We start from the raw sequence: 15,139 nt of genomic DNA on the forward strand, positions 1-15,139 counted from the left end.
CAAACCCTGTGAGGGCTGGCTTGCCGCCTCCCACAGGGTTTGTGTGGAAACGGAAAGTGATCGTACAACCCGCTTGAGCTATGATGCCCACAAGCCGAATTTTCGAGACAAGATGCAGACCATGGAAAACCTGATCGACACCCCGCGACTCCCTCGCAAGCGCCGCAGCCTGGCTCAGGAACTGGTGACGGTGCTGACCGAGCAGATCCGCGACGGTCTGCTCAAGCGCGGCGACAAGTTGCCGACCGAGTCGGCGATCATGGAGGCCCATGGCGTCAGCCGCACCGTGGTGCGCGAGGCGATTTCCCGTTTGCAGGCGGCGGGGCAGGTGGAAACCCGTCATGGCATCGGCACCTTCGTGCTCGACACCCCGAGCCCAAGCGGTTTCCGGATCGACCCGGCCACCGTGGTCACCCTGCGTGACGTGTTGGCCATTCTCGAATTGCGTATCAGCCTCGAAGTCGAATCCGCCGGCCTTGCCGCGCAGCGCCGCAGCACCGAGCAACTTGCTGCGATGCGCGCGGCCCTTGATGCGCTGAATGACAGCGTGGCCCACGCCAGCGATGCAGTGGCGTCGGACTTCCAGTTCCATCTGCAAATCGCGCTGTCCACCGGCAACCGCTATTTCACCGACATCATGACCCACCTGGGCACCAGCATCATTCCGCGCACGCGGCTGAATTCGGCGCGCCTGGCCCATGACGATCAGCAGCACTACATGAGTCGCCTGAGTCGCGAGCACGAGGAAATCTACGACGCCATCGCCCGTCAGGATTCCGATGCCGCCCGTGCGGCCATGCGCCTCCATTTGACCAACAGCCGGGAAAGACTGCGCCAGGCTCATGAAGAGGCACAGGCGCAGGGGTGATTGTTGCTTATCGTTCGAGTTGAACTGTCAGCAATGGGGATGACGAAGCATTACCGTTGTTTATGGTGACGGTGTAATGCAGTTCGGCCCTCGCACCGGGAACAAGTTTTTTCTCAAAGACATCTTTGGGGATGGCGAAGATCACTGACTTTCCCACCTCGGCTGCGGTCAGGGTATGTCTTGCTTCCCATTTGTTACCGGTCGAGGTCTCTACTTTCATGGTAATCACGTCGCCAGCGACGGCCTGCTGGTAAGGCGGTACATCACCGTGAGCGTCTCCTTTGAGTTTGCTAAGGAAGAGCACACCGTTCTCGGCTTCCTTGAGAATAGGTGCCACCAAGGTTTTGACTTGTGCAGTCATGATCAAACTCCTTTTCACATCCATTTGAACCGTTGTAAGAACGCAAACCATGGTGTTGCGTAGATGGAGCCGGTTCGTTAACTCCCAAGTCAGTAAGCCCGAACCTGCCAAGCGTTCGCACCTGTCAGAAATGACAGTTGCGATGAACGGTAGTAGTGAGCTCGGTCTTGGAAGGACTCGAAAGAGCAGGATCAGGACTCGATGTACAGTTTCAGCGGCTCCGAACAAGGCTCGAGACCGGCCTCATCAGCGAACTTGTAGCGCAGTTCAACGGTGCTGTTCAGGTACTTTTCCAGCTCGAATCTCGGGATGCTCAGTTCGATCCCGGTCAGGCCGACCATGTCATCCAGTGTGTCATCCCAGACGCCGGTCGGCTCCGCCAAACCCTGCCATTCAGGCTCCTCCGGATCATCACCGAGGATCGGGTACACATCCCAGTTCGGCGGTGTGTTCTGGCCATCGGGCACACGAACGATCAAGTCATCATCCAGAGTTGATAACCGCAGAATGATCGAGTCGCTGGCGTGGTCGGGGAATTGCGGAAGGTGTGCAGCGGCAAACGTCATGTTTCGCTCTCCTTGAAAGATCTGCCGCGATCCTTCGCGGCAGTCGTCGCACTTTACCCGGCGAGTCGGTGAGGCGCGCCGGGGCAATCTTGTCCGGGCATTTCAGCTCTGGGGCAGAGTCGAACGATCCAACCTGACTGCGAGTTTGCCGGGGCCGGGCCGGACGTCGAACGTCGCCTGGCCATGAGCATCCACCGACGCCCGGGCGATGGCCACGCCATCGCGCAGCAATTGCAGCGGCGCACCTTCCATCGATTGGCCCGAGGCCAGTTCCAGTTTCAATTTGATGGTCATCGAATCGCTCCTTAATTCGTGTTGCCCGTTGGGTGATAGTCCTTGAGCAGCAGGTAAGTGCTCCAGCCCCACCAGTCGTCGACGGTGGCGGTGTCGTTGAGGTTGTTGACGTCCTTGCGCCGCAGGACTTTGTTGCCCTCGACGCGGAACAGTGGCGAGAAGTTGTTGGCCGGGTCCAGCACGGCCGTCAGATCCGGCAACCGTTGCAGCGCGTTGAAGGTGGTCGGCACGTTGCCGCTTGAATACGCGGCGTACACCTCGTCCGCCGAATCCTGTACCGCCCGATTCACCTGATTGCGGTTGTCAGCGTCCGTGGCGTCGAAGTAGCGCTTGTCACCGAATGCCCGCCATTGCTCGCCATGTCCGTTGCGTACCTTGAGGCCGAACTTGCTGTCTTCGTCGTGCATGAAACGTGTGATGAGCGAGCCCAGATCGCTCGGTGTCACCGCTGCGGCCATGGCTTTGCGCGGCACTCGCAAATGCCCGGAAGAGAACAGATCGGTGAGGTAGTGGTCGGCGAATGCGTTCATCGCGTAGGCCCGTTCCAGTTGCAGTTCGTCCTGACTGGCGTGGGCGGCAGCGGCGGTTTGCAGGGCGGCGGTGTGCCCGGCGATGTAGGCCTGGCGAGCCCATTCGCCGAAGTGGTCGGCGTTGTTCGCTGCCAGTTTCAGATAGCGACCGAGCGGGAACAGGGCCGAGACAAAACTCCCGCCGCCGGTGATTTTGTTCCACTCTTCCGACAACGTATCTCCTAACGCGTCGTAGGCCTCATGAGGTTGCTTGCCATCCTTGATGGCCTGTTTAACCGCGTCGATCTCCTTTTGCATGATTGCGAGAATTTGCGTCGCCTCGATCTTCGAGGCCGACAGCGTGGCGAGAGTGTCGAAGGCCGCCGTGAAGCGCTGAAGGCGATCAGCCGAAGTCGACCCTTCATTGATCGGACGGTCGACGATTCCATAGAAATCACCGCCCAGCGCCAGCACCTGGCCGTAGGTCAGCGCCAATCCGTTCGGCAGATGCAGCGGCACATTTTGCGCGAGCACCGGCTCGGCATTTTCAATAAAGCGCAGCCGGGTGTTATCGCCTATAGCCTTGTGTTCCGCACCTTCGAAGCGCAGTTGCGGCTTGCCTTTCAAGGCTTGAGCGGGCAGGGCGATCGCGGGTTCGACATCGCTGTGCGAGTCGGCGATGTGCAACAGCAAGTGCGGGTTCTCGGCATTGAAGGCGATGCCGCCGGGGGTAAACAAGTCATCAAAACGGGCGATGACCGGTGCAGGCTTTTCGGGGCATTTTGTTTGTAGACCGGACATTTCTTTCTCCTTGATATGTCGTCGGCAGGTTGTATTTGACTGTACGTATATACAGTTAAAATCAGCCTAGTCGAGAAATTTCCTACGTCAAAAAAAATCTTGTCCGACAAAAAATGCCCTGCAACGATGAAATGCAGTTGACGGTTATATTTTAAGTTGTACGATGACCTACAACTTCGGCGAAGGCTGAACGGTCCACTCACAAAAAAACGTTGCTACCAGGGTGTTCGAATAATGAATCCACAAGAACTGAAGTCCATCCTCTCCGCCGGCCTGCTCTCGTTCCCGGTGACCGATTTCAATGCTCAGGGCGATTTCAACCGCGCTGGCTACATCAAACGCCTGGAATGGCTGGCCCCGTACGGTGCTTCAGCCCTGTTCGCCGCCGGTGGCACCGGTGAATTCTTCTCCCTGGCCGCCAGCGAATACTCGGAAATCATCAAGACTGCCGTCGACACCTGCGCCAGCAGCGTGCCGATCCTCGCCGGTGTCGGTGGTTCGACCCGTCAGGCCATCGAATACGCTCAGGAAGCCGAGCGTCTGGGCGCCAAAGGTCTGTTGCTGCTGCCGCACTACCTGACCGAAGCCAGCCAGGACGGCGTCGCCGCCCACGTTGAAGCGGTGTGCAAATCGGTCAACATCGGCGTGGTGGTCTACAACCGCAACGTCTGCCGCCTGACCGCGCCGCTGCTGGAACGCCTGGCCGAGCGCTGCCCGAACCTGATCGGTTACAAGGACGGTCTGGGCGATATCGAACTGATGGTGTCGATCCGTCGTCGCCTCGGCGATCGCTTCAGCTACCTCGGTGGTCTGCCGACCGCCGAAGTCTACGCCGCTGCCTACAAGGCCCTGGGCGTGCCGGTCTACTCGTCGGCGGTGTTCAACTTCATCCCGAAAACCGCGATGGACTTCTACCACGCGATTGCCCGTGAAGATCACGCCACCGTCGGCAAGATCATCGACGACTTCTTCCTGCCGTACCTGGACATCCGCAACCGCAAAGCCGGTTACGCCGTGAGCATCGTCAAGGCAGGCGCCAAGATCGCCGGCTATGACGCAGGCCCGGTGCGGGCGCCGCTGACCGACCTGACCGGCGAAGAGTACGAAATGCTCGCTGCGCTGATCGACAAGCAAGGTGCGCAGTAACACACCTCTATAAACAAGGCCGCTGAGCAATCAGCGGCCTTTTGCGTCAGGAGAATGATTCGTGACCAAGCGCTATGACAACTACATCAACGGTGAATGGGTCGCCGGTAACGATTACTCGGCGAACATCAACCCGTCCGAACTGAGCGACACCATCGGCGATTACGCCAAGGCTGACCTGGCTCAGGTCAACGCCGCCATCGACGCCGCGCGCGCCGCGTTCCCGGCGTGGTCGACCTCGGGCATTCAGGCCCGTCACGATTCGCTGGACAAAGTCGGTACTGAAATCCTCGCCCGCCGCGAAGAGCTCGGCACCCTGCTGGCCCGGGAAGAGGGCAAGACCCTGCCCGAAGCCATCGGCGAAGTGACCCGCGCCGGCAACATCTTCAAGTTCTTCGCTGGCGAGTGCCTGCGCCTGTCCGGCGACTACGTGCCGTCGGTGCGCCCGGGCGTCAACGTTGAAGTCACCCGCGAAGCCCTCGGCGTGGTCGGCCTGATCACCCCGTGGAACTTCCCGATTGCCATCCCGTCGTGGAAAATCGCCCCGGCCCTGGCCTATGGCAACTGCGTGGTGTTGAAACCGGCGGATCTGGTGCCGGGTTGCGCCTGGGCCCTGGCCGAAATCATCTCCCGCGCAGGCTTCCCGGCCGGCGTGTTCAACCTGGTGATGGGCAGCGGCCGCGTGGTTGGCGAAGCGTTGGTCAACAGCCCGAAAGTCGACGGCATCAGCTTCACCGGCTCCGTCGGTGTGGGCCGTCAGATCGCCGTCAACTGCGTGTCGCGTCAAGCCAAGGTTCAGTTGGAGATGGGCGGCAAGAACCCGCAGATCATTCTCGACGACGCCGACCTCAAGCAGGCGGTCGAGCTGTCGGTGCAGAGCGCGTTCTACTCCACCGGCCAGCGTTGCACGGCTTCGAGCCGACTGATCGTCACTGCCGGGATTCATGACAAGTTCGTCGAAGCCATGGCCGAGCGCATGAAGTCGATCAAGGTCGGCCACGCGCTGAAGGCTGGCACCGACATCGGTCCGGTGGTTTCGCAAGCGCAGCTTGAACAGGACATGAAGTACATCGACATCGGTCAGTCCGAAGGCGCGCGTCTGGTCAGCGGCGGTGCTCTGGTGACCTGCGACACCGAGGGTTACTTCCTTGCGCCGACCCTGTTTGCCGACAGCGAAGCGTCGATGCGCATCAGCCGCGAAGAGATCTTCGGCCCGGTGGCCAACATCGTCCGCGTGGCCGATTACGAGGCTGCACTGGCCATGGCCAACGACACCGAATTCGGTCTGTCGGCGGGTATCGCCACCACGTCGCTGAAGTACGCCAACCACTTCAAGCGTCATTCCCAGGCCGGGATGGTGATGGTCAACCTGCCGACCGCCGGTGTCGATTACCACGTTCCGTTCGGTGGCCGTAAGGGGTCATCCTATGGCTCACGTGAGCAAGGCCGCTATGCGCAAGAGTTCTACACGGTCGTGAAGACCAGCTACATCGGTTCGTAAATCGCTGCACCCGCGCCGGGCCTTCGCCTGAGGCCCTGCGCGGTACAAGACCAAAGAATGTTTTACCCGCATAAAAATAATCAGTGGGAGTACATCTACATGCAATCGTCCAAGCCGACTCACGTCCGCTATTTGATCCTGCTCATGCTGTTTCTGGTGACCACGATCAACTACGCCGACCGCGCCACCATCGCGATCGCCGGTTCCAGTTTGCAAAAAGACCTCGGCATCGACGCGGTCACCCTCGGCTACATCTTCTCTGCTTTCGGTTGGGCCTACGTGGCCGGGCAAATTCCCGGCGGCTGGCTGCTCGATCGCTTCGGCTCGAAAAAAGTCTATGCCCTGAGCATTTTCACCTGGTCGCTGTTCACCGTGCTGCAAGGCTTCGTCGGTGAGTTCGGCATGTCCACGGCCATCGTCGCGCTGTTCATGCTGCGCTTTTTGGTCGGCCTGGCCGAGGCGCCATCGTTCCCCGGCAACGCGCGCATCGTCGCGGCCTGGTTCCCGACCGCTGAACGCGGCACCGCTTCGGCGATCTTCAACTCGGCGCAATACTTTGCCACCGTGTTGTTCGCGCCGCTGATGGGCTGGATCGTGTTCTCCTTTGGCTGGGAGCACGTGTTCATCGTCATGGGCCTGCTCGGCATCGTGTTCTCGCTGGTCTGGCTCAAGGTTATCCACAGCCCGCGCCAACACCCGATGGCCAACGAAGCGGAAGTGAAGTTCATCGCCGACAACGGCGGCATGGTCGACATGGACCAGAAACAAGGCAAAAAGGCAGACGGTCCGAAGTGGGATTACATCCGCCAGTTGCTGACCAATCGCATGATGCTCGGCGTTTATTTGGGCCAGTACTGCATCAACGGCATCACCTATTTCTTCCTGACCTGGTTCCCGGTGTACCTGGTGCAGGAACGCGGCATGACCATCCTCAAGGCCGGTTTCATTGCCTCGTTGCCGGCGATCTGCGGCTTTATCGGCGGCGTCCTCGGCGGGGTGATTTCCGATTACCTGCTGCGCAAGGGCCATTCGCTGACCTTCGCCCGCAAGGCGCCGATCATTGCCGGTCTGCTGGTTTCGAGCAGCATCGTGGCGTGCAACTATGTCGACGTTGAATGGATGGTGGTCGGCTTCATGGCCCTGGCATTCTTCGGCAAAGGCGTGGGCGCGCTGGGCTGGGCGGTGGTGTCCGACACCTCGCCGAAACAGATCGCCGGTCTGAGCGGTGGCCTGTTCAACACCTTCGGCAACATCGCCTCGATCACCACTCCGATCGTCATCGGTTACATCATCAGTTCCACCGGCTCGTTCAAATGGGCGCTGGTGTTCGTCGGTGCCAACGCACTCGTGGCGGTGTTCAGCTACCTGGTGATCGTCGGCCCGATCAAACGTGTGGTCCTTAAAGAGCCGCCAACCCAAGGCGGTTCCGAAGCCACCGGCAAATTGTCTCAAGCGCATTCCTGAGGAGCGGCGTCATGCAGTTGATTGAACATTCCGACTCGCCGCGCTACATCCGCCTGCACGAGCGGGACAACGTAGTGGTAGTGGTCAACGACCAGGGCGTGCCGGCCGGCACCGCATTTGCCGATGGCCTGGTGACGGTGGATTTCGTGCCGCAGAGTCACAAGGTCAGCCTCGTGGATATCCCCGAGGGGGGCACGGTGATTCGCTACGGCCAGATCATTGGCTACGCGTTGCAGCCGATTCCCCGTGGCAGTTGGGTCAAGGAAGATCAACTGCGCATGCCGACCGCGCCACCGCTGGACAGCCTGCCGCTGTCCACCGATGTGCCGGCCGCCCAGGCACCGCTGGAAGGCTTCACGTTCGAGGGTTATCGCAACGCCGACGGCACCGTCGGCACGCGCAACATTCTCGGGATCACCACCACCGTGCAATGCGTCACCGGGGTGCTGGATCACGCGGTAAAACGCATCAAGGACGAACTGTTGCCCAAGTACCCGCACGTTGATGACGTGGTGGCGCTGACCCACAGTTATGGTTGCGGCGTGGCCATCACGGCCACCGACGCCTACATCCCGATCCGCACTGTGCGCAATCTGGCGCGCAACCCGAATCTCGGTGGCGAGGCGTTGGTGATCAGCCTGGGATGCGAGAAATTGCAGGCCGGGCAGGTGATGCACGAGGACGACGCTTCTGTAGATCTGAGCGAGCCATGGTTGTATCGCTTGCAGGACTCCAGTCACGGTTTCACCGAGATGATCGAGCAGATCATGGAACTGGCCGAAGTCCGCTTGAAGAAACTCGACCAGCGCCGCCGGGAAACCGTGCCGGCGTCTGAGTTGATTCTCGGCATGCAGTGCGGCGGCAGTGATGCGTTTTCCGGCATTACCGCCAACCCCGCGCTGGGTTACGCCTCGGACTTGCTGCTGCGGGCGGGCGCGACGGTGATGTTTTCCGAAGTCACCGAAGTGCGCGATGCGATCTACCTGCTGACCTCACGGGCGCAGAGCAAAACCGTTGCCGAGGAACTGGTGCGCGAAATGGACTGGTACGACCGTTACCTGGCCAAGGGTGAAGCGGATCGCAGCGCCAACACCACCCCGGGCAACAAGAAGGGCGGGTTGTCGAACATCGTCGAAAAGTCGCTGGGCTCGATCGTGAAGTCCGGCAGCAGCGCGATCAGCGGTGTGCTCGGCCCTGGGGAGCGCTTCAAGCAGAAGGGCCTGATTTTCTGTGCGACGCCGGCGAGCGATTTTGTCTGCGGCACCTTGCAACTGGCGGCGGGGATGAATCTGCATGTGTTCACTACCGGGCGTGGCACGCCTTATGGTCTGGCCATGGCGCCGGTGGTGAAGGTTTCGACCCGTACGGAGCTGGCGCAGCGTTGGCCGGATCTGATCGATATCGATGCCGGGCGGATTGCTACCGGACGCGCGTCCATCGAGGAGTTGGGTTGGGAGTTGTTCCACTACTACCTGGATGTGGCGAGCGGCAAGCAACAGACGTGGGCGGAGAAGCACAAGCTGCATAACGACATTACGTTGTTCAATCCGGCGCCGATTACTTGATCTGCTTGAGGGGTATGGATCGTTCCCACGCTCCGCGTGGGAATGCAGCCCGGGACGCTCCGCGTCCCAACAGCGTGACGCGGAGCGTCACAGGAGACGTTACCACGCAGAGCGTGGGAACGATCAGGGTGAAAGTGGCTTATCATTAGCCCCCTAACGACGCTCACCTCCAAGGCTCCCCGGCATGCTGGCTATCTTCCTCGAAACCCTGAACATCACCGCGCCGGTGTTTGCCATGCTGTTTCTCGGTGTGCTGCTCAAGCGCATCGACTGGATCAACGACAACTTTATCCACACCGCTTCGTCGCTGGTGTTCAACGTCACCATGCCGGCGCTGCTGTTTCTCGGCATCCTGCACGCCGACCTGCACGCCGCGCTGCAACCGGCGCTGCTGATCTATTTCGCCCTCGCCACGCTGGTCAGTTTTGCCGTGGCCTGGGGCTGGGCGATTTTCCGCTGTCCGCGTGAAGATCGCGGCATTTATACCCAAGGCGCGTTTCGCGGCAACAACGGGGTGATCGGCCTGGCGCTGGCGGCGAGCATGTATGGCGACTACGGGATTTCCCTCGGCGCGATTCTCGCGGCGCTGGTGATCCTGTTCTACAACACCCTGTCGACCATCGTGCTGGCGGTCTACAGCCCGGTGATCAAGTCGGACCCGTGGAGCATCTGCAAAAGCGTGGTCAGCAATCCGTTGATTATCAGCGTGATCGCGGCGGCGCCGTTCGCTTATTTCAAGATCGGTCTGCCGGGGTGGCTGGAAACCTCCGGTCAGTACCTGGCGCAGACCACGCTGCCGCTGGCGCTGATCTGCATTGGCGGCACGCTGTCGCTGGCGGCGCTGCGCAAGAGCGGCAACATGGCGCTCAGTTCGAGTCTGGTCAAAATGGTCGGCCTGCCGGTGATCGCCACGCTGGGTGCATGGCTGTGGGGTTTTCGCGGGGCGGAGCTCGGGATTCTGTTTCTGTATTTCGGCAGCCCGACTGCCGCCGCCAGTTTTGTCATGGCCCGTGCGGCGCAGGGCAACCATGAACTGGCGGCGGCGATCATCGTGCTCACCACGCTGATGGCGGCGATCACCACCAACATCGGGATTTTCTTTTTGCAGTGGGGCGGGTGGATCTGAGGCCGGCGATTACTCAGGCTTCTGGTAACTGTCGATCACTTCCTGCGCCGCGCGGAACGCATCGATCGCCGCCGGCACGCCGGCATAAACCGCGCAATGCAACAGCGCTTCGCGGATCTCTTCAACGGTGCAGCCGTTGTTCAACGCGCCGCGCACGTGACCTTTCAACTCTTGCGGGCACTTCAGCGCGGTCAGCGCGGCGAGGGTGATCAGGCTGCGGGTTTTCAGCGGCAGACCTTCGCGATTCCACACGCCGCCCCAGGCGTGTTCGTTGACGAAGTCCTGCAAGGGTTGAGTGAACTCGGTGGCGTTTCCCAGCGCGCGATCGACAAACGCGTCGCCCATTACCTGACGGCGGACTTCAACCCCGGACTTCTTCGATTCGGTCATGGCACATCCTTCTTGTGGTGTTGGCGGCGCCAGGCGCGCACGGACGTGAAAAACAGAAACGCCAGCAGCGTCGGCAGCACATAAAACAGCATCAATCGTTCAAGCTTGCCGGCCAGTGGCATGCCGGTGGTGAACGACACCACGTGCAGCCCGTACGCCAGATACAAACCCAGCAGCAGCAGACCTTCCGCGCGAGTCACTCGGTAGCCGGAATAGAACACCGGCAGGCATAGCAACGCGACGCCGAGCATTACCGGCAGGTCGAAATCCAGCGCATTGGGCGAGACCGACAGCGGTGTCGGTGCGATCAGCGCGGTGAGGCCCAGCACCCCGAGCAGGTTGAACAGGTTGGCGCCGATCACGTTGCCCACGGCGATGTCCCGCTGACCGCGCAGCGCGGCGATCAGCGAGGTGGCGAGTTCCGGCAGCGAAGTGCCGACCGCGACCACGGTCAGACCAATCACCCGTTCGGAGAATCCCAGGTCAGTGGCGACGACCACGGCCGCCCCCAGCAGCAAGTGTCCGGCGAACACCAGCATGCCCAGGCCGCCGACAATCATCAGCAGGCTGGTGAACCACGGGGCTTGCGGATCGTGGGGTTGATCGGAATGCGGGCGGGTCGAGTGCCGCGACTGGCGCAGCAACAATCCGAGGTAAAGCGCCAGGGCACCGAGCAACAGAATGCCGTCGAAGCGCCCGAGTTCTTCATTCCACGCCAGTACGAATACCAGCAGGCTGGCGCCGATCATCAACGGGATATCGAGGCGCACCAGTTGCCGCGACACCCGCAGCGGAATGATCAGCGCTGACAGGCCGAGGGTGACAAGAATGTTGAAAATGCTGCTGCCGATCACGCTGCTGACGGCGATGTCCGGCGTGTGCGCCTGCACGGCTTGCAGGCTGACGGCCATTTGCGGGGCGCTGCTGCCGAGGGCGACGATGGTCAGGCCGATGATCAGTGGTCGTACATGCAGGCGCGCGGCCAGGCGCACGGCGGCGCGCACCATCAGCTCGGCGCCGGCGATCAGCAGGAACAGCCCGCTGAGCAATTCGATCACGCTGATCAGCGGCAAGTCGGTCAGTCCGAAAATGGTGGACGCTCCATCAGTCGTCGAGGGCCTGCACCCGAACCCGGGCGGTTCCACTGCGCAGCATACCGAGCTGTTCGGCCGCCGCACGTGAAACATCGATCAGGCGGCCGCGGGTGTGCGGGCCACGGTCGTTGATGCGGACCACGACGGATTCATCGTTTTTCAGGTTGGTGACCTTCACCCGAGTGCCGAACGGCAACTGGCGGTGGGCGGCGGTCAGGGAATTCTGGTTGAACGCTTCGCCGCTGGCGGTACGTTTACCGTGGTGTTTGGCTCCGTAATAGGAGGCGACGCCGGTCTGGTCGTAACCGTGAGGGTCGATGATGTCGGTGCTGGCGCAACCGGCCAGCAAAGAGAGCAGGGCGCAGGCGCCGAGCAGACGTTTCATTCATAAGCTCCCAAGTGATCGTTCCCACGCTCCGGCGTGGGAATGCACCCCGTGACGCTCTGCGTCACACCGCAATGGACGCGGAGCGTCCGAGGCGGCATTCCCACGCAGAGCGTGGGAACGATCCTCAGGCGCGGGGCCATCGTCAGCCTTCGAGCTTGCTTTTCAGCAGTTCGTTCACTTGCTGCGGGTTGGCCTTGCCCTTGGAGGCTTTCATGGCCTGACCGACGAAGAAGCCGAACATCTTGCCGCGCTTGGCTTCGTCTGCCGCGCGGTATTGTTCGACCTGCTCGGCGTTGGCCGCGAGCATTTCGTCCAGCACCGCCGAGATCGCGCCAGTGTCGGTAACCTGCTTCAGGCCGCGCTTTTCGATGATCTCGTCTGCGCTGCCTTCGCCGTTGGCCATCGCTTCGAACACCACCTTGGCGATCTTGCCGGAGATGGTGTTGTCCTTGATGCGCTGCAGCATGCCGCCCAGTTGCTCGGCGGAAACCGGCGAATCCTCGATGTCCAGGTTCTGCTTGTTGAGCAGGCTGCCCAACTCGACCATCACCCAGTTCGCCGCCAGTTTGGCGTCGCCGCCGATGCTCGCGACTTTCTCGAAGTAGTCCGCCTGCTCACGGCTGGTGGCCAACACGTTGGCGTCGTAGGCCGACAGACCGAAGGCACTCTGGAAGCGCTCGCGTTTCTGCGGTGGCAGCTCCGGCAGAGTGGCGCGCACGTCGTTGAGGAACGAGTCCTCGATGACGACCGGCAGCAGGTCCGGATCGGGGAAGTAACGGTAGTCGTTGGCTTCCTCTTTGCTGCGCATCGGACGGGTTTCGTCCTTGTTCGGATCGTACAGACGGGTCTGCTGGATCACTTTGCCGCCGTCTTCGATCAGGTCGATCTGACGCTGGATCTCGGAGTTGATCGCCTTCTCGATGAAGCGGAACGAGTTGACGTTCTTGATCTCGCAGCGGGTGCCGAACTCGACCTGGCCTTTCGGACGTACCGACACGTTGCAGTCGCAACGCAGCGAACCCTCGGCCATGTTGCCGTCGCAGATGCCCAGGTAACGCACCAGCGCGTGGATCGCCTTGACGTAGGCCACCGCTTCCTTGGCGCTGCGCATGTCCGGCTCGGACACGATTTCCAGCAGCGGCGTGCCCGCACGGTTCAGGTCGATGCCGGTGGCACCGCTGAATTCTTCGTGCAGGCTCTTGCCGGCGTCTTCTTCCAGGTGCGCACGGGTGATGCCGACGCGTTTGACCGTGCCGTCTTCCAGGGCAATGTCCAGGTGACCCTTGCCGACAATCGGCAACTCCATCTGGCTGATCTGGTAGCCCTTCGGCAGGTCCGGGTAGAAGTAGTTCTTGCGGGCGAACACGTTGTGCTGACCGATCTCGGCGTCAATCGCCAGACCGAACATCACCGCCATGCGCACCGCTTCCTGGTTGAGCACCGGCAGCACGCCGGGCATGCCCAGGTCGATCAGGCTGGCCTGGGTGTTCGGCTCGGAACCGAACTGGGTGGAACTACCGGAAAAGATTTTCGACCGGGTGGTGAGCTGGGTGTGAATCTCCAGCCCGATCACGACTTCCCATTGCATGTGTGTCTCCTCAGAAGCCGGTTGGGGTGCGAGTGTGCCAGTCAGTGTTCAACTGATACTGATGCGCAACGTTGAGCAAACGGCCTTCCTGGAAATACGGCGCGAGCAGTTGCACGCCAACCGGCAGACCGTCGACAAAACCGGCCGGCATCGACAGGCCCGGCAGGCCCGCGAGGTTGGCGGTGATGGTGTAGACGTCTTCCAGGTAGGCAGCGACCGGGTCGCTGTTCTTGGCGCCGAGTTTCCAGGCCGGGTTTGGCGTGGTCGGGCCGAGGATGACGTCGACTTCATTAAATGCGGTCATGAAGTCGTTCTTCACCAGGCGACGGATCTTCTGCGCTTTCAGGTAGTAGGCATCGTAGTAACCGGCGGACAGCGCGTAGGCACCGACCATGATCCGGCGCTGTACTTCAGGCCCGAAACCTTCGCCACGGGAGCGCTTGTACAGGTCTTCCAGGTTCTTCGGGTCTGCGCAGCGGTGGCCGAAGCGCACGCCGTCGAAACGCGACAGGTTGGAGGAGGCTTCTGCCGGGGCGATCACGTAGTACGCAGGGATCGCGTGCTGCATGTTCGGCAGGCTGATTTCCTTGATCACGGCACCGAGCTTCTGCAGCTCTTTGATGCTGTTCTGGATCAGGTCGGCGATGCGCGGGTCGAGACCTGCACCGAAGTACTCCTTCGGCACACCGATGCGCAGGCCTTGCAGCGAACCATTCAGGCCAGCGGCGTAGTCCGGCACTGGCTCATCGATGCTGGTGGAGTCGTTCGGATCGAACCCGGCCATACCTTGCAACAAAATCGCGCAGTCTTCGGCAGTGCGCGCCAGAGGGCCGCCCTGATCGAGGCTGGAGGCGTAAGCGATCATGCCCCAGCGCGAAACGCGACCGTAGGTCGGTTTCAGGCCGGTGAGGTTGGTGAACGCGGCCGGCTGACGGATCGAACCGCCGGTGTCGGTGGCCGTTGCGGCAGGCAACAGACGAGCGGCAACCGCGGCAGCCGAACCACCGGACGAACCGCCCGGCACGTGTTCCAGGTTCCACGGGTTTTTCACCGCGCCGTACCAGCTCGACTCGTTGGCCGAACCCATGGCGAATTCGTCCATGTTGGTCTTGCCCAGGGTCACGGTGCCGGCGGCGGCCAGCTTCGATACCACGGTGGCGTCGTATGGGGCCTTGAAGTTGTCGAGCATCTTCGAGCCGCAGCTGGTGCGGATGCCCTGGGTGCAGAACAGGTCTTTATGGGCGATCGGCGCGCCGAGCAGGGCGCCGTTCTCACCATTGGCCCGGCGCACGTCGGCGGCTTTCGCCTGCTCGAGGGCCAGCTCTTCGGTGAGGCTGATGAAACTGTTGAGCTGCGGGTCGAGCTGGGTAATGCGTGCCAGCAGGACTTTGGTCAGCTCTTCGGAGGAAAACTTTTTATCGGCGAGACCGCGGGCGATCTCGGCCAGAGTCAATTGATGCATTGCAGGCTCTTTCCCT

The 15,139-nt window shown here is 61.3% G+C and carries 15 protein-coding genes; 6 read left to right on the forward strand and 9 right to left on the reverse strand.

The window, feature by feature from the left end; genetic code table 11:
- Positions 1–121 precede the first annotated feature (121 nt).
- On the forward strand, positions 122–868 hold the full coding sequence (locus tag AC07Y2_RS06365) for a FadR/GntR family transcriptional regulator (protein WP_176240928.1): 747 nt from the start codon (positions 122–124) through the stop codon (positions 866–868).
- 7 nt (positions 869–875) lie between these two features.
- On the opposite strand, the gene AC07Y2_RS06370 is transcribed toward AC07Y2_RS06365, so the two are convergent.
- The 4 genes from AC07Y2_RS06370 to AC07Y2_RS06385 form a co-directional block, all read right to left on the reverse strand.
- Positions 876–1,229 (reverse strand): hypothetical protein, encoded by a 354-nt coding sequence (locus AC07Y2_RS06370; RefSeq protein ID WP_039769246.1) that lies wholly within the window; start codon positions 1,227–1,229, stop codon positions 876–878.
- Between the two features lie 191 nt (positions 1,230–1,420).
- Positions 1,421–1,795, reverse strand: a complete 375-nt coding sequence (locus AC07Y2_RS06375; RefSeq protein ID WP_039769248.1) for a hypothetical protein — start codon at positions 1,793–1,795, stop codon at positions 1,421–1,423.
- Positions 1,796–1,897: 102 nt separating this feature from the next.
- Positions 1,898–2,089 (reverse strand): hypothetical protein, encoded by a 192-nt coding sequence (locus AC07Y2_RS06380; protein ID WP_103385652.1) that lies wholly within the window; start codon positions 2,087–2,089, stop codon positions 1,898–1,900.
- An 11-nt stretch (positions 2,090–2,100) separates the two neighbouring features.
- Positions 2,101–3,399 (reverse strand): phospholipase, encoded by a 1,299-nt coding sequence (locus AC07Y2_RS06385; protein WP_103385653.1) that lies wholly within the window; start codon positions 3,397–3,399, stop codon positions 2,101–2,103.
- 234 nt (positions 3,400–3,633) lie between these two features.
- Here AC07Y2_RS06385 and kdgD point away from each other — a divergent pair, with 234 nt between their 5' ends.
- The 5 genes from kdgD (at position 3,634) to AC07Y2_RS06410 (ending at position 10,201) form a co-directional block, all read left to right on the forward strand.
- Positions 3,634–4,545 (forward strand): 5-dehydro-4-deoxyglucarate dehydratase, encoded by a 912-nt coding sequence (gene kdgD / locus AC07Y2_RS06390; RefSeq protein ID WP_011332448.1) that lies wholly within the window; start codon positions 3,634–3,636, stop codon positions 4,543–4,545.
- Positions 4,546–4,606: 61 nt separating this feature from the next.
- Positions 4,607–6,046: an aldehyde dehydrogenase family protein gene (locus tag AC07Y2_RS06395; RefSeq protein ID WP_039769256.1), complete on the forward strand. Its 1,440-nt coding sequence runs from the start codon at positions 4,607–4,609 to the stop codon at positions 6,044–6,046.
- A 99-nt stretch (positions 6,047–6,145) separates the two neighbouring features.
- Entirely contained in the window at positions 6,146–7,510 is a 1,365-nt protein-coding gene (locus AC07Y2_RS06400; protein WP_039769701.1) for an MFS transporter, read from the forward strand.
- An 11-nt stretch (positions 7,511–7,521) separates the two neighbouring features.
- A complete protein-coding gene (gene garD / locus AC07Y2_RS06405; protein WP_039769258.1) occupies positions 7,522–9,075 on the forward strand; it encodes a galactarate dehydratase in 1,554 nt (517 codons plus the stop codon).
- Positions 9,076–9,259: 184 nt separating this feature from the next.
- Positions 9,260–10,201 (forward strand): AEC family transporter, encoded by a 942-nt coding sequence (locus AC07Y2_RS06410; protein WP_007953620.1) that lies wholly within the window; start codon positions 9,260–9,262, stop codon positions 10,199–10,201.
- A 9-nt stretch (positions 10,202–10,210) separates the two neighbouring features.
- On the opposite strand, the gene AC07Y2_RS06415 is transcribed toward AC07Y2_RS06410, so the two are convergent.
- The 5 genes from AC07Y2_RS06415 to gatA all read right to left on the reverse strand — a co-directional run bounded on the left by AC07Y2_RS06415 (position 10,211) and on the right by gatA (position 15,123).
- Positions 10,211–10,591 carry a carboxymuconolactone decarboxylase family protein gene (locus AC07Y2_RS06415; protein WP_039769260.1) on the reverse strand — a complete coding sequence of 127 codons (381 nt, stop codon included), beginning with the start codon at positions 10,589–10,591 and terminating at the stop codon, positions 10,211–10,213.
- Positions 10,588–11,649 (reverse strand): calcium/sodium antiporter, encoded by a 1,062-nt coding sequence (locus tag AC07Y2_RS06420; RefSeq protein WP_085666963.1) that lies wholly within the window; start codon positions 11,647–11,649, stop codon positions 10,588–10,590. The genes AC07Y2_RS06415 and AC07Y2_RS06420 overlap by 4 nt, the downstream gene beginning before the upstream one ends.
- Before the next feature lie 46 nt (positions 11,650–11,695).
- Positions 11,696–12,070: a septal ring lytic transglycosylase RlpA family protein gene (locus AC07Y2_RS06425; RefSeq protein WP_064593383.1), complete on the reverse strand. Its 375-nt coding sequence runs from the start codon at positions 12,068–12,070 to the stop codon at positions 11,696–11,698.
- Positions 12,071–12,215: 145 nt separating this feature from the next.
- The gene (gene gatB, locus AC07Y2_RS06430; RefSeq protein WP_039769265.1) at positions 12,216–13,661 is read right to left on the reverse strand and encodes an Asp-tRNA(Asn)/Glu-tRNA(Gln) amidotransferase subunit GatB; all 1,446 of its coding nucleotides are present in this window, start codon (positions 13,659–13,661) and stop codon (positions 12,216–12,218) included.
- A 10-nt stretch (positions 13,662–13,671) separates the two neighbouring features.
- Positions 13,672–15,123, reverse strand: a complete 1,452-nt coding sequence (gene gatA, locus AC07Y2_RS06435) for an Asp-tRNA(Asn)/Glu-tRNA(Gln) amidotransferase subunit GatA (RefSeq protein ID WP_103385655.1) — start codon at positions 15,121–15,123, stop codon at positions 13,672–13,674.
- Between the last annotated feature and the right edge of the window lie 16 nt (positions 15,124–15,139).

This window comes from Pseudomonas sp. GW456-12-1-14-TSB6 (genome assembly GCF_059424205.1).